A 22063-nucleotide genomic window follows, 5' to 3' on the forward strand; every position below is an offset into this window, starting at 1 on the left:
CCGATGAAACGTTTTTGGATTATAGCGGCATTGGTCGGGGCTCTCTCCGTCCAGCTGGCGGCGAAAACCGATGATGTCGATTATGTCGAACTGGGCGCGATGATGCTGCGCGACGGACATGTCGAGCGTGCCGACGATGCACTGAACATGGTCGATCTCAATGACACCGAAGTCGACCTGCCGCGCTACTACATGATCAAGGGGCTGGTGGAGACGAAAAAGAGCTTCTACAAAGAGGCCAACGTCCACTTTTACAAGTCCATCGAACTGAACGAGGATACGAACGCCTCCAAGCCGCTCTACCTCTATATCGCGCAGAACAGCTTCAAGCTCAAAGCGTATAAAGAGTGTATCGCGGCACTGGACAAGGTCCCCGACCTGATGGCGCAGAACCCGAAACTCTTCGGCCTCAAGGCGGAGTGTTACTGGCGCGAAGGCGAGAAAGACGCGGCGCTGGCGCTCCTGCGGGATGTGAACAGCCGTTTCCCTGCCTACTGGGATGCTTACAAGCAGCGCTTCTACTACCTTGTCTCCCTGGGCCTGTTCCAGGCGGCGCTTGAAGACGCGCAGGTCTATCTGGGCAACGCCCAGGCGAACGAGACGATCCTGATCAACTTTATCAACGCCCTGCGCCAGAGCGGCCAGACGGAGAAGGCGATCGAACTGGGTGAGGAAGCGAACCTGCGCTACCCGAGCAGCGCGAAGGTGACGGTGATGCTCGCACACCTCTACATCGACAAAGAGATGATCGGTGCCGCGGCGGAGCTCTTTAACGAGGCCTCCATCGAGGACGGGAAGTACACCAACGAATCGGCGGAGATGTACCGCCGGGCCCGCGACTACGTGATGGCACTGCTCAAGAATACGCAGATGCTTGATACGAAAGAGAAGTACAAGCAGCGTATCGCGATCTTCCTGGAGTACGGTGATTTCGAACGGATCATCGTGACCCGCAAAGCGATGCAGCGCAGCGGTCTGATGGACGAGGAGAACATGCGTTACGCCCTGGCATACGCCTACTACATGGAAGGCGAGTTCGAACAGACCGAAGCCCTGCTCGAGACGCTGACGCAGCCGGACCTCTTTTCCAAGGCCGTTGAGCTGCGCAAGAAGATGGAAAAATGTAAAAACAATATTTGGGAGTGCCAGCAATGATGCGTATACTTTTTTTGGTAACCTGGCTGACCATGAGTCTCTTCGCCGCCGGCGGAGAGCTTTCACTTTACGTCCTTAAAGACGGCAAACCGCTGCCCGAGCAGCAGGTTGTCATCTTCACGCTGCTCTCCGAAGGTGGAGAAGTCAAGGCTGAGAAGTTCGGAAGTGCATGGATGACGGATGCGCAGGGGTATCTCGATACGGCGATGCCCGAAGGGCGCTACCGGCTCCAGCTGCTGGCGACGGACAACGGGACGCCCCAGGCCTTCGTCAAAAAGAACTTTGTGATCGTAGCGGGCAAACAGACGCAGATCATTCTCTCGCTCAAAACGGACAACACGCTCTCCTTCGCGGATGTCGAAGCCCCTGCGGATCTGGCAACCGAAGAAGCGACGAAGAAGGATGTGGTACGTGTCAACGGTACGGTAGCGCTGACGCTGCTCTCCAGCGAAGATGAAAAGCCGATTGCCGGTGCCCGCGTGTTCGTACCGGGGATCAAGGTGAATGCGATTTCGGATGCGGCGGGCCATGTCGTGATGGACCTTCCCGAGGGGAACCAGACCCTCTCCATTATCCACACCAGCTACTCTTCGCAGAACATCAAAGTGACGGTCCTGCCCAAAGAGATGGTCAGCCGTACGGTCGAACTGAGCCCGGCGGCGATGGAGCTTGAAGAGTTCGTTGTTCTCGCGCCGCAGATCGAAGGTTCGGTGGCATCGACCATCGCGGAAGTCCGTAACACGGATGCCGTCGCGGAAGTCCTGGGGGCGGAACAGTTCTCCAAACAGGGTGACAGTGATGCCGCCGGCGCCCTGAAGCGTGCCAGCGGTCTGACCCTGGTCGGCGGGAAATATGTCTATATCCGCGGCCTGGGGGAACGTTACTCCAGTTCACTGCTCAACGGCCTGCACCTGCCGAGCCCGGAGCCGACCAAACGCGTCGTCCCGCTGGATATGTTCCCGACCTCCGTCATCGACAGTATCAAGGTACAGAAGACCTACTCGGCGAATCTGCCGGCGAACTTCGGGGGCGGTAACATCGACATCCGTACCCGTTCGGTCAAAGACGCCTTCTTTGCGAACATCAGTGTCGAGACCAAATACATCGACGGGACGACCTTCAACGATGTCAACTCCTACAAAGGGTGCGATAACGACTGGACGGGCTTTGACAGCTGCCGCAAGCTCTCCAATGAGACCTTGAACAAGGCGGATGACCTGAGCAACCCCATTGACAGTACGGACATGTTCGTCAAGTTCGACCTCGTACGCAATCCGAAAGCTTTCACGACGGTCAATGCGCCGCTGGGGACGAAACTGGGCGCGTCTGTCGGGGACAAGATCGACCTCTGGGGTGATGCGAAACTGGGCTACATCATGGCGTACAGCTATGACAACACCTGGGATTCGACCCTGCAGGAACGTTCCAAGATCGGTATCCTCAGTAACGGCAGCGTCGTCGCGCCGACACGGTACCACACCTATGATATTTCAGACCATGAGATCAAGCATGGGGGCATCCTCGGGTTCTCCTTGGACATTGATGACAACAACAAGATCAAGCAGACGAACCTCTATATCCATCATACGAATGACATTGCGACCTTCTTTGAAGGGACCAACGAGGACAGTAACGCCATCAACCGCTACTACGAATCATGGGTAGAGCGTTCCATGCTGATCAACCAGCTGGAAGGGGCGCATACGCTTCCGGGCGCGGGGGATCTCAGAATCAACTGGGCCGGCGAAATCGGACAGTCGACACGGGATGAACCCCTCAGCGTCGAGTTTACCAAGACCTATGAGAACGGTGCGTTCCGCTTTACGCCGCAGTATTCGACAAACTATACCAGCGGCGAACTCGAAGACAACCTGATCAATGCGAAGGCGAACGTACAGTACCCCTTCTATCTGACCGATGATCATGATCTTGAGAGCATGGTGGAAGCCGGTGTCGAAGTCCTTCGCAAGGACCGTGATTCGAAAACACGCCGTTTCTCCAATAAGATCATCCGTGCCAACTATACGGATGACGAGCGTGCCGGAAGTGTCGATGACGTCTTCAGCCCCGAACACGCCTATTACGAGGATTTTACGCTCGGGACGACCTATAAAGCAGCGGACTTCTATAAAGGTTTCCAGGATATCGACGCCTACTATGTCCGTACCCTGCTCAAACCGTGGGCAGCGTGGGAGTTCTCCGCCGGGGTCCGCCAGGAGTCGTCCGCGCAGCGTGTCGAGACCTTCGACCAGTACCAGAACCCGGTCACCTATAACCTCGACACCAGCGATGTTTTGCCGGAGCTGGTGGGAACGTACAAGATCAACGACGAGATGCAGGTCCGTGCCGGGCTTTCGAAGACGCTGACACGCCCGGATTTCCGTGAATTCGCGCCGACACGCTACCAGGACCCGGTGACAGGCGATATTATCAAAGGGAACGAGGACCTCACCTATACGACGATCATGAACTATGACGCACGGTGGGAGTGGTACTTCAGTGCGCTGGAAAATATCTCCGTCGGTCTTTTCTATAAGGAGTTTACGAACCCGATCGAGACCGTCAAAGACAACCTGGATACACCGACGTACTCCTTTATCAACGCGGATTCCGGCGAGCTTTACGGTGTGGAGGTGGCTTTCAGAAAAAATATGAACTTCAGTGATTTCTGGGAGCAGTTCTATACGGCCGGCAATATCGCACTGATGGAGTCGACGATCACGCTCAACGACGCGGTCGTCTCGGCAAACCAGCTGACGTCACAGTCACGGGAGATGCAGGGGCAGTCGCCTTATGTGTTCAACTTCCAGGTCGGTTTCGACAACCAGGATGACCGCATCGTCACGCTGCTTTACAACGTGATGGGGCCCCGGATCGTCAGCCTCGGTTCCGAGGGGTATCCGGACGTCTATGAAGAGCCGTTCCAGGCGGTTGATTTCGTCTGGATCGAAAAATTCAGCGGGGACCTGTCGCTTAAAATCAAGTTCAAGAACATTCTGGATGAGACGGTACGCTGGACGCAATCCGGGTATGACATCCGCCGTTACAAACCGGGCCGCGAATTTACAACGAAGCTCGAATATAAGTTCTGATTCTTTCTTTACCCTCCCGCAAGCCCCTTGCGGGCATAATAGCATCTTAATTTTCCTTGATGGGACAGCGCATGCTAGATTTTGCAAAATTTACCAAATATTCCAGGCCGGGACCGCGTTATACGAGTTACCCGACGGCCCTGGAGTTCAGTACCGATTTCGCATACGAGACCTACCTCGAAAAGCTGAAGGGGCAGGATAAGAACCGCCCCCTTTCGCTCTATTTCCATCTCCCGTTCTGCCGTAACGCCTGCTACTTCTGCGGCTGCAACGTCGTCTTTACCTCCAAAGAGGATAAAAAGATCCGCTACATCGATTACCTCAAGCGGGAGATGGATATCCTCGCACAGCACCTCGATACGTCGCGGGAGGTGATCCAGCTGCACTTCGGCGGGGGGACGCCGACCTTCTTCAGCGCCGAACAGCTTGACGAGATCATCACCGCCATCAAAGGGCACTTCCCGAACTTTGCCGCAGAGGCGGAGGTGAGCTGCGAGATCGATCCGCGCCACATCGACGAGGCGCAGATGAAGGTGATGAGCGACGCCGGGTTCAACCGTGTCAGTTTCGGGATCCAGGACTTCAACGAAAAGGTCCAGGTCGCGGTGCACCGCGTCCAGCCCTACGACATTACGAAAAATGCGATGGATCTGGCGCGCAAATACAATATGGTCAGCGTCAACGTCGACCTTATCTACGGCCTGCCGCACCAGACGCTCGACACCTTTATGGAGACGCTGAAGCTCGCCGTGACCCTCGATCCCGACCGTTTCGCCGTCTTCAACTACGCCCACGTGCCGTGGCTGAAAAAGACGATGCGCAAGATCGACGAGACGACCCTGCCCAAGCCGGACGAAAAGCTCTCCATCATGCAGCAGACGATCGACTTTATGGAGAACAACGGCTACAAGATGATCGGGATGGACCACTTCGCCAAGCCCGAGGACGAACTCTTCAAGGCGATTGAGAAGGGGGAGCTGCACCGCAACTTCCAGGGCTATACGACCAAGGGCGGGGCGGACCTCGTCGGTGTCGGGCTTACCTCCATCGGCGAAGGTGTCGACTACTACGCGCAGAACTTCAAGGATATGCCGTCCTATGAAGCGGCCATCGACGCGGGGCGGCTGCCCTTCGAGCGCGGCGTTACCCACAGCGCAGACGACCTGATCCGCCAGCACGTTATCATGGAGCTGATGAGCAACTTCAAGCTCGACATCACGCGCTTCGAAGCGAAGTTCGACGTGAAGTTCGACGAGTATTTCGCCGATGCCCTCGATGAGCTGCAGCCGATGGTCCACGAGGAGCTGCTCGAGATCGCGCCGGAGAAGATCGAGTGCTCCCCGACGGGCACACTGCTGATCCGCAACATCGCGATGGCCTTCGATGCCTACATGCAAAAGCATGCCGGCAGCAAGAAGACATTTTCGAAAACTGTCTGATTCGTATTAATGATCAAAAATATAAACGAATTGAAAAACATTCGCTAAAATTGCGCCATGACTAAACGGTATACGGAAGAGATTTTCAATTTTACGGCCACGTCGGATGCGTGCATCAAGTGTGGGAAGTGTATCCCCGTCTGTACGATCCACAACGTCAACGCGGACGAGGTCACGAGCCCCCGCGGTTTCATCGACCTGCTTGGGGCCTACGAACGCGGCCAGCTGGAGCTGGACAAGACGGCCAAGGATATCTTCGAGAGCTGCTTCCTCTGTACGAACTGTACCGACGTCTGCCCCAAATCCCTGCCCACCGACATGGTCATCGAGCAGGTGCGCGCCGATATCGCCGACAAGTTCGGCATCGCCTGGTTCAAGAAGGCGTTCTTCTTCCTGCTGCGCCACCGCCGCCTGATGGACTTCTTCATGAAGTCCGGGTACGCCTTCCAGACCTGCGGCTTCAAGATCAAGGAGCAGACCTCCTCCATGCAGCCGCGCTTCTCCCTGCCGCTGATCAAGAAAGAGCGCCTGCTGCCCTCCATGGGCAAAAAGTCCTTCCTCAACAGCTATCCGGAGATGACAAACAACGGCGGTAAGCGCAAAGTCGCCATCTTCATCGGCTGTCTGGCCAACTACAACTACACCGGCATCGGCAAATCGCTGATGGAGATCCTTGAAGTGCTGGAGATCGACGCCTTCATCCCCAAAAAGCAGCTCTGCTGCGGGGCTCCCGCCTACTTTACGGGGGATTTCGCGACGGTAGACCACAACGCGAAGAAGAACATCGAGTACTTCGAGAGCTTCATCGACGAGGTCGAGGCGATCATCATCCCCGAAGCGACCTGCTCTGCGATGATCAAGATCGACTATGAGCACTTTTTCCACGACCAGCCGGAGTGGAAAGCGCGGGCGCAGAAGCTGAAAAACAAGGTCTACATGGCGACGGAGTGGCTGGAGCAGAAGACGCACCTCTCGGAACTGCTTGCTTCCAGGGGGCGCCGCGACCTCACCGTCACCTACCACGACCCCTGCCATGCCCGCAAAATGCAGGGGGTCTACCAGGAGCCGCGCAAACTGATCGGCCAGAGCTACGCCATCAAAGAGATGAGCGACCCCAACGCCTGCTGCGGCTTCGGCGGGGTGACCATGCAGACGGAGAAGTACCACTTCGCCGAAGCGGCGGGCAAGCCCAAAGCCGCGATGATCAAGGCGAGCGGTGCGCAGGTCGTCTCCGCGGAGTGCTCGGCCTGCCGGATGCAGATCAACAACGCCATGCACCAGGCCGAGGTGGAAACCGTCTTTAAAAACCCCATCGAACTGATTGCGGAAGCCCTGGCACCGAACGCTTCCTGAACGGTCCCCGGCCGCTCGCACTCTGCTCACACACTTCCCGTAAAATTTCGCTGATTTCATTCAAAGGAAACAGCATGAAGAAACTGATTGCAGCAGTATGTTTGACAGGTGCGCTGGCCTCCAGCGCGTTCGCCCACCACATGGCGGAGTATGAAGATGCGGGGATCTATATCCCGGACTGGTCACTGCACCTGCTGATGGAGTTCTTCTAAGCGGAAAAAGCCGCCATGGCTTTGAGGATGACCTGCCAGACGAGCGCCGCGGAGATCCCCGCGAGCACGCCGGCGAGCAGGTCGTCGCCCATCACCCCGATTCCCCCTTTTGCCTCACGGTCGATACGGCCGATCATCGACGGTTTCTTGATATCGTAAAGACGGAAGAACGCAAAGCCGAGCAGACTCTGGATAATAAAGCCGTTCTCCCACTGTGTCAGGGCTTCCGGCGCGATCATCATTCCCGGTGCGATGGCGAGGGCCAGCCACATGCCCGCCAGCTCGTCGATGACGATGCGCTGGTCGTCATGGGGGTTGCCGGCCTGTTCGTGGGCGTCAATCGTCTTGACGGCGATCAGCGTGATGAGGATCGTGGCCAGGAAGAGGGTCTGCGGACCGAGGAAAAGCAAAATCACCATTCCTGCAGGCAAAGAGACCAGGGTGCCTACGGTGCCGGGGGCTTTGGGGGAGAGACCGCTGTAACCTACGGTCAGAAACATCCAGTTGAGTTTCAAATCGTGTCCTTTCAATACCGTCTTAGGTCAGCGATGTCGTCTGGTAGAGTTCCATCAGCTTGATGTAGAAGTCGCGGTCGGTATGCTCTTCGAGCAGGCCGTTGACCGGCATGATGTCGTAGTAGAGCTTCTCGATGTTCTTGATGCGGCCCGGGAAGAGGCGGCAGAGCAGGATGGCGGAGATCTCCTTACGCATCAGTACCGCCGGCGGCATGAGGCCGGTTTTGACGAGCTCCAGGATGGAGTCGGCGTGGTAGGAGATGTGGTGGTGGTTGCCGTGGGGACAGGTCTGGGTGCTGACCAGTGTCTTGCACTCGTTGCAGTAGACGTATTCGCGGGCGATGTCGACCTCGATGTCGATGCCGTGCATCCGGTCCTTGACGGACTGGTTGCTGTTGTGGTCGTAGTACATGCCGACCCCGGCGTGGTTCTGGCCGATCATGAGGCGGTCGCAGCCGAAGTTCTTGGCGACGATGGCGTCGATGATCACCTCGTTGTAGCCGGCGAAGATGTAGCTGTACTCCAGCGGGATGATGACGACCCGGTTCCGGGGGAGGTAGTGCTCGACGAAGTAGGTGAGTGCCTGTTCCCGGATCTCGTAGCTGAGGTCGGCCTGGTTGTAGGGCTTGAGCAGGAAGATGACGACGAGGTCGGTGCTGTCGAGCGTCTGACGGATCAGGCGTTCATGGGCGCGGTGCAGCGGGTTGGCCGCCATCATGATCGCCGTCGTATGTTTGGCGTTGATGCGCTGTTTGGCCTCTTCGATGTTCTGCAAGATCGGTGCGACCGGATCATTGCGCAGGGTCAGCTCCCCGCTGACGGCGAGTTTCCCCAGGCGTTTCAGGGTAGAGCTGACGCCGGGGTGCGAGGGGTTGTCCGTGCCGTAGATGTGGCGGACACGCTCATTCGGGTCGATCGCGAAGACCTCTTCCACCACCAGTGTGCCGGAAAGTTCGCCCTCGACGAAGAGGTCGAGCGTCTCTCCCTGCGCAGCACCCGCGAGGATCTTCTCGTTCGTACTGCCTGCAGGGGCGAGAATGAAGGGGAAGGGGAAGGTCGTGTCATTGAAATGGCCCGAGGAGAGGACCTCTTTCATCCGCGCTTCGTTCATCAGTTCCGTGACCGGCGAGAGCATGCCGGCTTTGAGGATGCTGAGGGCCGAGAGCGCCTCCTGGTCGAGGAAGAGGGCGCTATTTTTTCTTGATGATGCCATACTTTTTACGCTTCTCCCAGAGGCTTTTACGCGAGATTCCCAGTTTTTTGGAGAGTTCCGTATCAGGGAATTTATGCTGATAATTTAACACGATATATTTAACATAGTCCTCGATCGGGAGGATATCACCCTGTTCGAAGACGGTGCTGTCACTTTTTATCTCAATCACCTGGACCCCTTCGACATCGACGGAGTCGGTGCTGGAGACGATGACGTTGCGCGCGTTGATGAGTTCGAGGAAGGGTTTGCGGTCGGCTTTTTTCAGCGACTGGAAGTCGGTGATGTAGAGCAGCGCCGCAGCCGGGGCCTTGGAGATGTCGTTGAAGGCGCTGCTGTTTTCCAGGCTGATGTAGACCAGCTCACGGCCGTTGGTTTTCGCATAATCAAAGGCGAAACGGTCGGCGTATTTCTGGAAGTTCGAGGCGATGAAGACCGGCGGGGTGACGTTGTCGAGATCCTGGGTGATCTTGACGCCTTTGAAGTGCTGGTCGAGGTAGCGCTTGTAGGTCTCGTTGGCCATTTTGAGGCGGTTGAACTCCTGGAAGTGTTCGATCTTGCGGATCAGCTCCTCGATCATAAAGGGCTTGAGAATATAGTCTTTCGCCCCTGCGGCCAGCGGTTTGGTGACGGTGTCGTTGCTGATATACGAGACCATAAGGATCACGACGGCGTCGCGGAAGGCCTCGATGACGGGGTAGATGTCCTGGCCGCTGATATTGGTCGAGAGCAGCACGACGTCGTAGGCGACCCCTTTGAAGGCGTCCTGGATGGAACTGCTGATATCGCATTGGTACCCCAGTTCACCCAGTTTGCTGGCGATGCTCTGTGCCAAATAGATCTCGTTCTCAATAATCAATACTCTCATAACTCTGTCCAATTTATATAATTTAAGGTAGCGGAGGCCATCACGGCGACCCCCTCTTTGCGGCCGACGAAGCCGAGCTTTTCCGTTGTGGTCGCTTTGACGCTGACGCGTACGGGCGGCAGCCCGAGAATGGTGCCGAGCCGCAGCCGCATCGCCTCTTTGTAGGGGGCGAGGCGCGGGGCCTGCGCTGCGATCGTGATGTCGGCGTTGATGATGCCGAAACCGTAGCGCTTCAGGCGCGTGACCACGGTCTCCAGCAGTTCGGCAGAATCGATCCCTTTGTAGGTGTCGTCCGTATCGGGAAAGAGCATCCCGATGTCCCCAAGGCCCGCGGCGCCGAGCAGGGCATCGATAAGGGCATGGATGGCAACGTCGCCGTCGCTGTGGGCCTTGAAACCGACGGGATGGTCGATGGCCACGCCGCCGAGGACCATGCTCCCTGCGGTATCGAAGGCGTGGACATCGAAACCGTTGCCGGTCAGCATCGTCGCAGCGGGCCCTTCGAAGCATTCCATCGCCCGCAGATCGGCCAGTGTGGTCAGTTTCCGGGCGGCCTCGTCCCCCTCGACGAAGTGGCGGCTGCCGCCGGCGGCGACGATGGCGCTGCTTTCGTCGGTAAAAGTTTCGTCAGTCTCCAGCGCCGCCTTGAGCACGGCCGTCTTGGAAAGCTGGGGTGTCTGAATACGCCGAAGCGCACTGCGGTCGATCGTCTTACCGTCAAAGGTAACGGTGTCATGGACGGCCAGGGCCGGCACGATGGAGTCCGCCTGGTCACGCGCTGCGATGAGGCGGGCAATGAGTGAACTGTCGATACAGCCGCGGGCGACATCCGTGACCATGACATAGGGGGTCCCGACCTCGGCCAGGGCATTGCGAAGGGAGGCCTGGCGGTCGCGGCCGCCGCTGACGACACGGTACGCCCCGTGCAGCTGCATATAAGCAGCCTCTTCCGGATGGGCGGTGACGATCACTTCTGCAAATTGTTTGCTTCGGATGAAACGATTGGTAACAAATTGCCACAGTGGCTCGTCGCCGATACGAAGCCACTGTTTTTTTACTCCGCATTGAAACCGGCTCGAATCTCCGGCAGCTAGCAGGATAAGTGTTAAATCAGACAAATATTATCCTCTTTACGGAAAAATGTTACGAAATTATACAGGCGCAAAGCTTTTGTGATGCTTGTGTAGAATCGTAATACTTTTTCTTTTCAGGCTGGCGCTGCAAGCGGAAAATTGCACCGGATAATGTATGATTCCACAAATAAGATTGCTGCAATTCGGAGTAAATTTCTCTTAATTTATTTTGAAAGATTGTCGCTCGTTCGATATGCCGTAGGCCTTTTTATCGGCGGTGACTATATTACGCCAAAGAATTGCTACAGGAGTTCGCTATGAGAACCTCATGGGTAGAGAAACGTAAGAACGATAAAGTCCGCACACAGATGTATTATGCCAAGCAGGGCATCATCACCGAAGAGATGGAGTACGTCGCCAAAGTGGAGGACCTTTCCCCGGAGTTGGTACGTTCAGAGGTCGCCCGCGGCCGCCTGATCATCCCGGCCAACGTCAACCACACTAACCTCGAGCCGATGGCCATCGGCCTGGCGGCAAAGTGTAAGATCAACGCCAATATCGGCTCCTCCGCTCTGGCGTCCGATATCCAAGAAGAGGTGCACAAGGTCCAGGTTTCCCAACATTATAAAGCGGATACGGCGATGGACCTCTCCACCGGCGGGGACCTCGATGAGATCCGCAAAGCGGTTATCGAGAACTCCAAGATCCCGATCGGGACCGTGCCGATCTACCAGATCCTGCACGACGTCAACAACAAGATCGAAGACCTCACCATCGAGAAGATGCTCGAGGTCCTCGAGCGCCAGGCGCAGCAGGGGGTGAGCTACTTCACCATCCACGCGGGCTTCCTGCTCGAGACGATGCCGAAGGTCGCCAAGCGCAAGATGGGGATCGTCAGCCGCGGCGGCTCGCTGATGGCGGCATGGATGATGCACTACCATCGCGAGAACCCGTTCTACACGGCGTTTGACGAGATCCTGGACATCTGTGCGCGCCACGACGTCTCCCTCTCCCTGGGCGACTCGCTGCGCCCGGGCTGTCTGGCGGATGCCAGCGACGATGCCCAGCTGGGCGAGCTGAAAGTCCTGGGCGAATTGACCCTTCGCGCCTGGGAGAAAAACGTTCAGGTCATGATTGAAGGACCGGGTCACGTGCCGCTCAACCAGATCGAGCGCAACATGAAGCTGCAGCGTGAGCTCTGCCACGAGGCGCCTTTCTACATCCTCGGCCCCCTCGTGACCGACATCGCGGCGGGATATGACCATATCTCCTCTGCGATCGGCGCGGCGGTCGGCGGCTGGCACGGGGCGTCCATGCTCTGCTACGTCACGCCCAAAGAGCACCTGGGACTGCCGAACGCGGAAGATGTCCGCGAAGGGATCATCGCCTACAAGATCGCGGCGCACGCGGCGGATATCGCCCGCGGCCGCAAAGGAGCGCGCGATATCGACGACGAGATGAGCGATGCGCGCTACACCTTCGACTGGGAGAAGCAGTTCGAACTGGCCCTCGACTCCGAGCGCGCCCGTGAGTACCATGACGAGACCCTGCCGCAGGACGTCTTTAAAGAGGCGGAGTTCTGCTCCATGTGCGGACCGAAGTTCTGTTCGTACAAGATCACGCAGAACATTATGGACAACCCAGAAGCCATCGAAGCCATCGCCAAAGAAGCGGCGGCGGCACAGCACTAAATTTTAAAAGGAAACAGTTATGACAGAAGAAATTGTAAAATCGGCATTGTCTAACGTGACGTACCCGGGCTTTACGAAAGATATCGTCACCTTCGGATTCGTCAAAGAGATCAGTGTCAGCGGCAGTGACGTGAACGTCACGGTCGACATCACTTCCAGTGCGCCGGAAGTGGCCCAGCAGATCACAGATGAGGCTACTGCGGAGCTCAAGCGTGCCGGTGCAGCCAACGTTACCGTCAACATCGCTGCACCGAAGATGCCGCGCGAAAGCTCCTCCAAGGGCAAAAACATCGCGCCGCAGGTGAAGAACTTCATCATGGTCAGCTCCGGCAAAGGCGGCGTCGGCAAATCGACGAGCTCGGTCAACCTGGCGATCGCACTGGCGATGCAGGGCAAGAAAGTCGGTCTGCTCGACGCGGACATCTACGGGCCGAACATCCCGCGGATGCTCGGCGTCGAAGAGGTCAAGCCGGAGATCCAGGGCAACAAGGTCCTGCCGCTCAAAGCCTACGGCATCGAGATGATGTCCATGGGTTCCCTGATGGAAGAGGGGCAGTCGCTCATCTGGCGCGGTGCGATGATCATGAAAGCGATCGAGCAGTTCCTGCGCGACATTCTCTGGTCCGAACTGGACTGTCTCGTCATCGACATGCCTCCGGGAACGGGTGACGCACAGCTGACCCTGGCACAGAGCGTCCCGGTGACACTGGGGATCACGGTCACGACCCCGCAGACGGTCTCCCTGGACGACTCCCGCCGTTCACTCGACATGTTCAAGAAACTGCATATTCCGATCGGCGGAATCGTCGAGAACATGAGCGGCTTTATCGCGCCGGATACGGGTGTCGAGTACGACATCTTCGGCAAGGGGACGACCGAGCCTCTGGCCAAAGAGTTCGGTACACACATCCTCGCCGAGATCCCGATTGAGCCGGCGGTCCGCATCGGCGGCGACGAAGGGAAGCCCGTCACCTATGCCAAGCCGGAGACGGAAACGGCCAAGCGCTACATGAAAGCGGCCGAAGATATCTGGACACAGATCGAAAAGATCAACGAAGAGGGCGGCGTCGACAACAACGCGATCCAGCCCAATACCCCTCCGGGTGTTTCCGCCTGCTCCACGGCGGCTGCCCCGCAGCAGAGCACACAGAGCAGCGGCGAAAGCTGCGGCACAGGCTGCGGCTGCCACTAAACCGGTGCCCTCGCGGCGCCAACCCCTTTCACAAACCATAACGTTTTTCCTCGGTTTAGCTTTCTTTTACACGCCATGGATTATAATCAGTCCAAAATATAGACTGATTCTGGAGTGCAAATGCCCCTACGACACTTGACGATTTTTACGGTTATGGTGCTTTCCTTATTCAGCGGATGCAGTATCAAAGAATATAAACTGTTCCAGGTAGAAGATAATCAAACAATAGAATACCGTACCACGCCGGATAAGCTTGAAGAGAGTGTCCGCTACGAAAACAAGATTTCTCCGGGTGATCGTGTTTCCATCAATGTCTTTAACGTATACCGCCAATCGGCTGCGGGAACGGAGCAGCTGCAGGCCTCGTCGGCGACGTCAACAGCATCCAGTGCGGGGACACTCTTGAACAATCAGGACGGTTACCTTGTGTCGCAGGAGGGGAATGTATACCTCCCCTTGATCGGAGAAGTTACTTTACAAGGGATGACAACGGCTGAAGCGAGCAAGAGCCTTACGGAAAAGTATGCAAAATATCTCCGGCACCCGTTTGTCACAGTTAAAATATTGAATCAAAGAATATACGTGCTTGGGGAAGTGAAAGCACCGGGGATGATCCCGGTTCTGAACGAAACTATGACAATTTTTGAAGCGATCGCACGCAGCGGCGATTTCAGCGACTACGGGAAACGTAACGATGTAATGATCATTCGCGGGAATCTTAATGACAATCCGGAAATCCGTCTCGTCGATATGTCACATTTGGCATCTTTGCATGTATCGGACCTGGTATTACGACCGAATGATATTGTTTATGTTCAGCCGAGAGATATGAAAGCAACGAACATCGCGATCCGTGAGATTACGCCAATCCTGAGTTTGATTACACAAACTTTGACGACTTGGGTAGCACTGGATTACTTTACAAAATAGGGTTAAAAGGGATACTTTGTCGACACAGAATGATTCAAATGCACAGATCAATATTCCGGCAATGCTAAAAGCGCTCAAAAGTGCTTGGTGGTTCATCGTTTTACTTGCCATCCTATTTGGTGGTGGGGCAGCTGTATATGCCTATTTTCAGCCGTCTATCTACAGTGCAAACGGGACGATCAAGCTTGGTGGACTCCGAAACCGCGACAGCGGCAGTCCACTGATGCAAGCCATCAGTGGAAGTCAGGACGATCTCATGAGTGAGATGCAGATTCTGCAGTCCCGCTATATGGCGTCGCGCGTACTCGAATCCGTCGATTTTACGACACGTTATTTTGTGAAGAGCGGATGGAAGCAACGGGAACTTTATAAAAACGTTCCATTTATAGTGACACACTCCTATCTCAACCCAAGGATCAAAGGACGAACATTCGTTTTGTCACCCATCAATGATCAGCAGTTCCGCTTAGGTCTGGTCAAGGAAGAAGAATCCTTTAGCCTGGTGGAATCGATTCGTCGGCTACTACTTGGAATTGAAGAAACGAAAATGGAAGCCATTGATGCTTCGATTCATACTTATGGTGAGAAAATCAGCACCAAATGGTTCACCTTTGTCATTGACAAAGTGTATGAACTCGCCAAAAACCAAGAGTACTCTTTTACAATCAGCGATGACAAGATAGCGCAGGCGCTGGCAATTCAGAGCAGGGTTAAAGTAGATGTTGTCGGACGATACTCCACGGTATTGCGAATTTCTTATGCGGATACAGTTCCGTTACGGGCGCAAGAGGTAGTAAATGCTTTATGTAATGCCTATATTGATGAGGGGTTGGAACGGCAGACATCCGAAGCAGAAAAGTCGTTGCTTTTTTTGGATGAACAGCTTGAGGTCATCAGTGAGAAACTGAAACGTTCCGAGAGCAGTTTGGAAAAATTCAAGAAAAAAAATGTATTGATTGATGTCAGTTCGCAAGCTCAAGCAACGATGACGACGCTGGCCGACTATGAAACAAAATTGACACAACTTGATTTTCAATTGAATATTGTTTCCAGTTTGGAACAATATATCGTGTCAGGGCAGGATGTGACAAATATCTCTTTTGACAGTCTGCAACTGGATACACCTGCTTTGGGAGAAATGGTTGCACAACTTCAGGAAAAAGAGGCACAGGAGTCCGCACTCCTTGTCGAATATACGGAGTTTCACCCGGAAGTCGTCAAAATAACGGAACAGATAAATATTTTGAAAAACCGTATAGACAGTTCAATCCAGGGTATTCAGCAAAATCTACTCGCACAAAAGAAACGCATTGAAAAGGTTATCCAAAAATATACTAAATCGATGCAGGCCCTTCCGCAAAAAGAGTTACAGCTTGCTAATTTGCAGCGCAGTTTTATGGTCAATGAAAAAGTGTATTCATTTCTGCTAGAGCGCCGTGCGGAAACTGCTGTACTGAAAGCCTCTACGGTTTCCAATGTCACAGTTGTCGACAGCGCACTGTTGCCAATGGGAGCCGTGAAGCCTAAACGCAAAATGATTGTAGCTGTGGGAATATTACTTGGATTGGCACTAGGATTTGGACTGGTGCTTTTACGGGAATTCCTGAACGATACGGTCAAAAGCAAGGAGGATGTCGAACGGCTGACGCATATCCCGGTCTACGGTGTTATTCCGTTGGCTAAAGGCAAGAAGATTGACTCAATCTTCTTCGAAGCGCTTCGGGCGCTGCGTACGAACCTGGAATTTATGCGCAGCGACACGGCGTATAAAACGATCGTCGTCACCTCGACGGTTTCGGGCGAAGGGAAGACGACGATTGCGGCAAACCTGGCAACCATCCTGGCTAAAGGCGGGAAGCGTGTCATTACCCTAGACCTTGATAAGAGGCGGGCAAAACTGAGTGACCATTTCGGGCTTAAGAACGATAAGGGGGTCAGTACACTCCTCAGCCATCGTCATACACTGGAAGAGGTTGTGCAGCACTCTCAAGAGGGTGGGGTTGATGTTATTGCCGCCGGACCGGTTCCGCCCAATCCGTCAGAGCTGATTATGTCCGATTATGCGAAAGAGATTATCGCGACGCTGCGTGAGCAGTATGACTATGTTATTCTGGATACCCCTCCGGTGGGGCTGGTGACTGACGCTTCGATCCTGATGCATCGTTCCGATGTATCTTTGTTGGTGGCGCGCAGCGGCTACTCGAAAAAAGAGTTTATCCGAGGCCTTGACGGGATGGTCAAAGACCACAAGATCGAGCACGTCGGTCTTGTCTTCAACGGGGTGGACCTGCAGAAGAATTACGGCTACGGCTACGGGTACGGGTACAAGTACGGCGGAGATAAATACTATTCGTAGGCGCCGCGCCTAGAGGGCGTTGTTGCGGAGGGTGTTGTTGCGCTGCACCTTGGCAACGACATCGGCGCGCAGCGTTTTGGTGAGGGCGTCGATATGGCGCCGGTGATGCGTGTCGGATCCCAGGTAGGTGATCCATCCTTCATCCATGAGGCGACGGGCGGCTTTCTGCACCGGTTTGGAGTAGTAGCCCCCCAGCGAGTTGATGTTGACCTGAAGACGGACCCCTTTCTCTTTGAGGCGGGGATAAGCCTCTTCATCTTTGTGCATATACAGATAGCGTTCCGGGTGGGCGAGTACCGGCTGGTAGCCGCAGCTTTGGAGTTCGAAAATGATGGTATCGAGGTCGATGGGAGGAATGACGTAGGAGAGCTCGAAAAGCACCTCATTCTCCCCGAAGGTGAGCAGTTCCCTCTTGTCGATCAGTTCGCGGAAGTGTTCGTCGACATAATACTCGGAAGCCGCGTCGATCGTGACGGGAATTCCCTCGGCCTCGACCGCACTGCGCAGGGTGTCGAGCCCGCGCAGGATCGTGTCGCGGGAGTTGGGGAAGCGGTGCATCATGATATGTGGGGTCGTGATCAGACGGCGATACCCCAGGTCATAGAGGGAGCGCACGAGCTTCAGTGACGTTTCCAGGTCTTTGGCCCCGTCGTCGATCCCGGGAACGAGATGCGAATGCAGGTCGGTCGTCAGCGGTTCGGAGCTGTGTTTTTCGGGCCGTAACAGGCGTTTTAGTCTCGCGTACATCGCGCAATCATAGCAGAAGCAGATTAATACTTTTGTAATACTTTTCGGTTAGGATTCGGCATGGCACGTTCCCCGCAGGCATTTCTGGTTTCACTGTCGCTGCACCTGACGATCGGGATAGTGTTGCTTATTGTCGTTCTGCCGAAAATTCCGATGTCGGTATCGGCGGAAACACCCCACTACTGCCTGTCACTGTCGCGGGTGGCGCCGAAACTGCCGCCGAAAAAGAGCGAACAGGTCGCGACCCCGGCTCCCGCCGTTGCAACGCCTGCCCCTGTCCGGAAGAAACCGCCCGAAAAGGTCGTCAAACGGCCGGAAGTCGTCAAACCGGCGGTTGTCGTGAAAGCCCCCGAGGTCGAACCGTTGCCGGTCGTCAAAGAGGAACCGGTCCAGATTATCGAAGAGACGCTGCCCGATACGCCGGCGGAGGTGATGACTGAAGCGGAGCCCGTTGCGGCGGCTGAAGGGGAGAGTATGGCCGAAGCGGCCTCAGCGGCGCAGACCGGCGTGGCCGACAGTGCCGCCGTGCAGAGCAGTGAAAGTTATATGAACGAGCATCTGGCCGTGATCGCGCAGCTGCTGCGGCGCCACCTCTATTACCCCCGCATAGCGCGCAAACGTCATATCGAAGGGGAGGTTATCGCCAGCTTCAGGGTTGATCCCGACGGCACGGTCCATGATGTGACAATAAGGCAGCATGCCCGCGCCATTCTGGACCGGGCCGCCATTCGTACGATCACCTCGCTCTCAGGCCGTCTGCCGCATCCCCGGCAGGCATTGACACTGAACGTCCCGATCCGCTTTGTGCTCAAATAAATCCGCGAAATGTTAAAATAAAATATCTATAAGAATTCAAGGATTTCGATGAAAACGCATACGCTTTTAATGCCATTGGACATGCACCTCCACCTCCGCGACGGGGTAATGCTCGAGACGGTCGCCCCGCTCAGCGCCTACAGTTTCAGCGGGGCGGTCGTCATGCCGAACCTGGTCCCGCCGGTCACTTCAAAAGAGGATGTCCACGCGTATAAAGAGCGTATTTTTGCGGCCCTCGGAACACCGCTTACCGATGAAGATGATCTGTTTGAAACGACGAATGCGGACTACTTCGAGCCGATGATGACCCTCTTCTACCAGCACTATGAGCGCGACTTCCTTGAAGAGGTGCGTGACGACATCTTTGCCATCAAACTCTATCCTGCAGGGATCACGACGAACTCCGAAGGCGGGGTGAGCCGTTTTGACCTTGATGCCATGCGCCCGACCCTCGAGGCGATGAGCGCGCTGGAGATCCCGCTGCTGATCCACGGCGAGACCGACGGTTTCGTGATGGACCGCGAAGCGGAATTCATGAGCATTTACGAGATGCTCGCCTCCAACTTCCCCGACCTCAAGATCGTCATGGAACACATTACGACCAAGGCGGCGGTCGATATGCTGGACAAGTACCCCAACCTTTACGCAACGATCACCCTGCATCACCTGCTCATCACCCTTGACGACGTGGCCGGCGGTCTGATGCGGCCGCACCTCTTCTGCAAACCGATTGCCAAACGTCCCGAAGACCGCGAAGCGCTCCTCAACGTTGCACTCGAGGCGCATCCGAAGGTGATGTTCGGCTCGGACTCCGCGCCGCACCCGCAGCATAAAAAAGAGGCTTGCGGCTGTGCCGCCGGCGTCTTCACGGCCCCCATTGCGCTGCAGGCGCTGTGCGAGCTCTTTGACCAATACGGAAAACTCGACAACCTGCAGGCTTTCATCAGCGACAATGCCCAGAGTATCTACGGCATCTGTCCCGAGTTCAAAGAGGTCACCCTCTCCGACACCCCCTTTACCGTACCGGCCAAATACGGCGACGTCGTACCGATGTTCGCCGGTGAAACGATTGGCTGGAGTATCGAAGACGTGCTATGACGACGGCCAGCATCCTCCTGCTTGAAGATGACCTTCTGCTGGGCGAGACGCTCGGCGATCTGCTGGAGGATGAGGGCTACCGTGTGCGCTGGTGCCGAAACGGCCAGGAAGCGCTCGATGTCACGTTTGACGAGAGTTTCGACCTCTATCTTCTCGACATCAACGTCCCGCAGGTCGACGGTCTGACCCTGCTCTCCGAGCTGCGCTCCGCGGCTGACACGACGCCGACGATCTTCCTGACGTCACACAAAGAGAAAGAGAAGCGCAAAGAGGGCTTCACCGCAGGGGCGGACGACTACGTGACCAAACCCTTTGACAACGACGAGCTGCTGTGGCGGATCACGGCACTGCTGCGCCGAAGCGGCCGGCTCGACGGGCTGTGCAACGGGCGGCTCTGCCATGACGCGGAGCACCATACGGTCCTTTTCGACGACAATCCCCTGGAACTGACGCGCAAAGAGTATGACCTGCTGACCCTGCTGATGCGCCACTGCAACAAGACGGTCACGAAGGCGATGATCGAAGAGGTGCTCTGGAGCGCCGGCGAATCGGGCAGCGAAGGGGCCGTACGCGTCTACATCAACCGTATCAAACAGCTGATCGGTGCGGAGATGATTGAAAATATCCGTGGGGTGGGGTACCGCCTTGTTTCGTAACTTTTTCCTGGCGATCGCTTTTTTCTACGTGGTCTCGGTATTGACAATCGTCGCCGGGGTCTATGTGCTCCAGCTGCAGTTCCAGATCTTCTCCATCGTCTCGCTGCTCTTCATCGCTCTGCCGTTTGCACTGCTGCTGGGATGGATGTTCTCCAAGATCGCGATCGAACCGCTCATCAGCCACTTTGAGACCCTGGAGCGTTTCTCCAAGGAGACGCTGCACGAGCTCAACATCCCCGTCAGTACGATCAAGACGAACGCCCAGATGCTCGAGAAGGGGTGCACGGATGAAAAGTCGCGCAAACGGATCGGCCGGATCGCCTCGGCCTGCGAACTTCTGGAAGCCCGTTACGATGAACTGGACTACCTGATCAAAAGTCAGATGCAGCGTGAGCGGATCGACACCGTTGCGATCGCCCCGCTGCTGCAGGAGCGCTGCGAGGCGCTGCAGGAGATCTACCCGGGGGTCACGCTGGCGTGTGATTTAGAGCCCGTTAGTCTGAAACTCGATAGAATGGGCTTCATCAAAGTCGTGGACAACCTGATCGACAATGCGGTCAAGAACTCCCCCGGCGGGACGACCATAAGCCTGAATCTGAAAGCCAAGCGCCTTGAGATCCGGGACGAGGGGCGGGGCATGGATGAGGTCGAGCTCTTCAAGGTGTTCGACCGTTACTATCAGAGTGACGACTCTCTCCCGGGCTACGGGATCGGGCTCGATCTCGTCAAACGCTACTGCGACCGGCACAAGATCGGGCTCAGTATCGATTCGGCACCGGGACAGGGGACGACGGTAACACTTAATTTAGCGGAGGTAGCAGAAGATGCAGGGTAATTGGTTGGAGTTGGCAGAACAGTTGTTGGATTACGGGGTGATGGGCACATTGCTGGTGATGAGTGTGGTTGCCCTGTGGCTCTTTATTGAACGGCTGATGTATTACAGAGGCGTCGATGTCAACGCCTATGACAGCAAGGAGCTGCTGGAGCTCGATCTCAGCGACAACCTCTCGACGATTTCTGCCATCGGGGCCAATGCACCCTATGTCGGTCTATTGGGGACGATCCTGGGGATTATGATCACTTTCTACGGCCTCGGCGAGATCGGCACGGTTGATACGAAAAAAGTCATGACGGGGCTGGCGCTGGCACTGAAGGCGACCGGTTTCGGTATTCTCGTCGCGATCCCTTCCATCGTCTTCTACACGGCGCTGCTGCGCAAAATGGAGCGGCTGCTCACCTATTGGGATGTCAACACACAAAAAGGGAACCGGCAGGATGCAGCGTAAACGCTTTGACCAGATCAATGTCATCCCGCTGATCGACATTCTCCTCGTTCTGCTGGTCATGGTCGTCACAACGGCGACGTTTATCAAGCAGGGGATCCTGCCCGTAGAGCTGCCTGACGCCAAGGCCGCGGACAAGAAAGAGGACCGCAAAGAGATTGACGTCTACGTCACCAAGGACGGGAAGTACCACCTGGACAAGGCGCCGATCAGCGTCGCGGAACTGGAAAAACGTATTGCCGAGATCCCCAAGGACCAGACGGTGGTGCTGCGCAGCGACAAAGATGCGACCTTTCAGAACTTTGTAACAGTCATGGACCTGCTCAAGAAGTACAACCACGAGCAGCTCTATATCGTGACGAAAGAGTAGGGCGGTA

The 22063-nt window shown here is 55.8% G+C and carries 20 protein-coding genes; 15 read left to right on the forward strand and 5 right to left on the reverse strand.

The annotated features are described in order from the left end of the window. The first annotated feature begins 3 nt into the window (after positions 1–3). From ACXWTF_RS10900 to ACXWTF_RS10920, 5 genes are all read left to right on the forward strand, one after another. Positions 4–1155, forward strand: a complete 1152-nt coding sequence (locus ACXWTF_RS10900; protein ID WP_461715018.1) for a tetratricopeptide repeat protein — start codon at positions 4–6, stop codon at positions 1153–1155. Then, positions 1152–4247: a carboxypeptidase-like regulatory domain-containing protein gene (locus ACXWTF_RS10905; RefSeq protein ID WP_461715019.1), complete on the forward strand. Its 3096-nt coding sequence runs from the start codon at positions 1152–1154 to the stop codon at positions 4245–4247. Before ACXWTF_RS10900 ends, ACXWTF_RS10905 begins: the two co-directional genes overlap by 4 nt. A gap of 71 nt (positions 4248–4318) precedes the next feature. Further along, the gene (hemN, locus tag ACXWTF_RS10910; RefSeq protein ID WP_461715020.1) at positions 4319–5686 is read left to right on the forward strand and encodes an oxygen-independent coproporphyrinogen III oxidase; all 1368 of its coding nucleotides are present in this window, start codon (positions 4319–4321) and stop codon (positions 5684–5686) included. Positions 5687–5743: 57 nt separating this feature from the next. After that, positions 5744–7039 (forward strand): (Fe-S)-binding protein, encoded by a 1296-nt coding sequence (locus ACXWTF_RS10915; protein ID WP_461715021.1) that lies wholly within the window; start codon positions 5744–5746, stop codon positions 7037–7039. Positions 7040–7113: 74 nt separating this feature from the next. Beyond that, entirely contained in the window at positions 7114–7251 is a 138-nt protein-coding gene (locus ACXWTF_RS10920) for a hypothetical protein (protein ID WP_345984974.1), read from the forward strand. Here ACXWTF_RS10920 and ACXWTF_RS10925 read toward each other — a convergent pair. The 4 genes from ACXWTF_RS10925 to ACXWTF_RS10940 are packed head-to-tail and all read right to left on the reverse strand — an operon-like array spanning position 7248 to position 10962. Further along, positions 7248–7766: a phosphatidylglycerophosphatase A family protein gene (locus ACXWTF_RS10925; protein ID WP_461715022.1), complete on the reverse strand. Its 519-nt coding sequence runs from the start codon at positions 7764–7766 to the stop codon at positions 7248–7250. The two genes, ACXWTF_RS10920 and ACXWTF_RS10925, sit on opposite strands and share 4 nt — an antisense overlap. A gap of 22 nt (positions 7767–7788) precedes the next feature. Continuing rightward, positions 7789–8979, reverse strand: coding sequence for a sulfate adenylyltransferase (locus ACXWTF_RS10930; protein WP_461715023.1), 1191 nt, complete (start codon positions 8977–8979; stop codon positions 7789–7791). Beyond that, on the reverse strand, positions 8957–9844 hold the full coding sequence (locus ACXWTF_RS10935; protein WP_461715024.1) for a response regulator: 888 nt from the start codon (positions 9842–9844) through the stop codon (positions 8957–8959). The genes ACXWTF_RS10930 and ACXWTF_RS10935 overlap by 23 nt, the downstream gene beginning before the upstream one ends. After that, positions 9841–10962 carry a bifunctional 2-C-methyl-D-erythritol 4-phosphate cytidylyltransferase/2-C-methyl-D-erythritol 2,4-cyclodiphosphate synthase gene (locus ACXWTF_RS10940; protein ID WP_461715025.1) on the reverse strand — a complete coding sequence of 374 codons (1122 nt, stop codon included), beginning with the start codon at positions 10960–10962 and terminating at the stop codon, positions 9841–9843. Before ACXWTF_RS10940 ends, ACXWTF_RS10935 begins: the two co-directional genes overlap by 4 nt. Before the next feature lie 272 nt (positions 10963–11234). On the opposite strand from ACXWTF_RS10940, the gene thiC reads away from it, so the two are divergent. The 4 genes from thiC to ACXWTF_RS10960 all read left to right on the forward strand — a co-directional run bounded on the left by thiC (position 11235) and on the right by ACXWTF_RS10960 (position 17086). Continuing rightward, positions 11235–12608: a phosphomethylpyrimidine synthase ThiC gene (gene thiC / locus ACXWTF_RS10945; protein ID WP_461715026.1), complete on the forward strand. Its 1374-nt coding sequence runs from the start codon at positions 11235–11237 to the stop codon at positions 12606–12608. Positions 12609–12627: 19 nt separating this feature from the next. After that, a complete protein-coding gene (locus tag ACXWTF_RS10950; RefSeq protein ID WP_461715027.1) occupies positions 12628–13800 on the forward strand; it encodes an Mrp/NBP35 family ATP-binding protein in 1173 nt (390 codons plus the stop codon). Positions 13801–13935: 135 nt separating this feature from the next. Then, a complete protein-coding gene (locus ACXWTF_RS10955) occupies positions 13936–14730 on the forward strand; it encodes a polysaccharide biosynthesis/export family protein (RefSeq protein ID WP_461715028.1) in 795 nt (264 codons plus the stop codon). Between the two features lie 16 nt (positions 14731–14746). Continuing rightward, positions 14747–17086, forward strand: a complete 2340-nt coding sequence (locus tag ACXWTF_RS10960; protein ID WP_461715029.1) for a GumC family protein — start codon at positions 14747–14749, stop codon at positions 17084–17086. 9 nt (positions 17087–17095) lie between these two features. On the opposite strand, the gene ACXWTF_RS10965 is transcribed toward ACXWTF_RS10960, so the two are convergent. After that, positions 17096–17833: a tyrosine-protein phosphatase gene (locus ACXWTF_RS10965; protein WP_461715030.1), complete on the reverse strand. Its 738-nt coding sequence runs from the start codon at positions 17831–17833 to the stop codon at positions 17096–17098. 60 nt (positions 17834–17893) lie between these two features. On the opposite strand from ACXWTF_RS10965, the gene ACXWTF_RS10970 reads away from it, so the two are divergent. Genes ACXWTF_RS10970 through ACXWTF_RS10995 form a run of 6 tightly spaced genes read left to right on the forward strand, consistent with a single transcriptional unit; the run spans position 17894 to position 22056 of the window. Beyond that, a complete protein-coding gene (locus ACXWTF_RS10970) occupies positions 17894–18649 on the forward strand; it encodes an energy transducer TonB (protein ID WP_461715031.1) in 756 nt (251 codons plus the stop codon). A 48-nt stretch (positions 18650–18697) separates the two neighbouring features. Next, positions 18698–19747 (forward strand): dihydroorotase, encoded by a 1050-nt coding sequence (gene pyrC / locus ACXWTF_RS10975; RefSeq protein WP_461715032.1) that lies wholly within the window; start codon positions 18698–18700, stop codon positions 19745–19747. Then, positions 19744–20403, forward strand: a complete 660-nt coding sequence (locus ACXWTF_RS10980) for a response regulator transcription factor (protein ID WP_461715033.1) — start codon at positions 19744–19746, stop codon at positions 20401–20403. Before pyrC ends, ACXWTF_RS10980 begins: the two co-directional genes overlap by 4 nt. Further along, positions 20393–21238 (forward strand): sensor histidine kinase, encoded by an 846-nt coding sequence (locus tag ACXWTF_RS10985; RefSeq protein WP_461715034.1) that lies wholly within the window; start codon positions 20393–20395, stop codon positions 21236–21238. Before ACXWTF_RS10980 ends, ACXWTF_RS10985 begins: the two co-directional genes overlap by 11 nt. Then, positions 21228–21689: a TonB-system energizer ExbB gene (exbB, locus tag ACXWTF_RS10990; protein ID WP_461715035.1), complete on the forward strand. Its 462-nt coding sequence runs from the start codon at positions 21228–21230 to the stop codon at positions 21687–21689. Before ACXWTF_RS10985 ends, exbB begins: the two co-directional genes overlap by 11 nt. Continuing rightward, positions 21679–22056 carry a biopolymer transporter ExbD gene (locus tag ACXWTF_RS10995; RefSeq protein ID WP_461715036.1) on the forward strand — a complete coding sequence of 126 codons (378 nt, stop codon included), beginning with the start codon at positions 21679–21681 and terminating at the stop codon, positions 22054–22056. Before exbB ends, ACXWTF_RS10995 begins: the two co-directional genes overlap by 11 nt. Positions 22057–22063 lie beyond the last annotated feature (7 nt).

This window comes from Thiomicrolovo sp. ZZH C-3, assembly GCF_054862725.1.

Coding starts and splice junctions, on each gene's coding strand:
- hemN (WP_461715020.1), top strand. CDS start 4,319: ATGCTAGATTTTGCAAAATTTACCAAATATTCCAGGCCGGGACCGCGT.
- pyrC (WP_461715032.1), top strand. CDS start 18,698: ATGAAAACGCATACGCTTTTAATGCCATTGGACATGCACCTCCACCTC.
- ACXWTF_RS10970 (WP_461715031.1), top strand. CDS start 17,894: ATGGCACGTTCCCCGCAGGCATTTCTGGTTTCACTGTCGCTGCACCTG.
- ACXWTF_RS10965 (WP_461715030.1), bottom strand. CDS start 17,833: ATGTACGCGAGACTAAAACGCCTGTTACGGCCCGAAAAACACAGCTCC.
- ACXWTF_RS10900 (WP_461715018.1), top strand. CDS start 4: ATGAAACGTTTTTGGATTATAGCGGCATTGGTCGGGGCTCTCTCCGTC.
- ACXWTF_RS10905 (WP_461715019.1), top strand. CDS start 1,152: ATGATGCGTATACTTTTTTTGGTAACCTGGCTGACCATGAGTCTCTTC.
- ACXWTF_RS10915 (WP_461715021.1), top strand. CDS start 5,744: ATGACTAAACGGTATACGGAAGAGATTTTCAATTTTACGGCCACGTCG.
- ACXWTF_RS10995 (WP_461715036.1), top strand. CDS start 21,679: ATGCAGCGTAAACGCTTTGACCAGATCAATGTCATCCCGCTGATCGAC.
- thiC (WP_461715026.1), top strand. CDS start 11,235: ATGAGAACCTCATGGGTAGAGAAACGTAAGAACGATAAAGTCCGCACA.
- exbB (WP_461715035.1), top strand. CDS start 21,228: ATGCAGGGTAATTGGTTGGAGTTGGCAGAACAGTTGTTGGATTACGGG.
- ACXWTF_RS10930 (WP_461715023.1), bottom strand. CDS start 8,979: ATGGCATCATCAAGAAAAAATAGCGCCCTCTTCCTCGACCAGGAGGCG.
- ACXWTF_RS10950 (WP_461715027.1), top strand. CDS start 12,628: ATGACAGAAGAAATTGTAAAATCGGCATTGTCTAACGTGACGTACCCG.
- ACXWTF_RS10935 (WP_461715024.1), bottom strand. CDS start 9,844: ATGAGAGTATTGATTATTGAGAACGAGATCTATTTGGCACAGAGCATC.
- ACXWTF_RS10980 (WP_461715033.1), top strand. CDS start 19,744: ATGACGACGGCCAGCATCCTCCTGCTTGAAGATGACCTTCTGCTGGGC.
- ACXWTF_RS10920 (WP_345984974.1), top strand. CDS start 7,114: ATGAAGAAACTGATTGCAGCAGTATGTTTGACAGGTGCGCTGGCCTCC.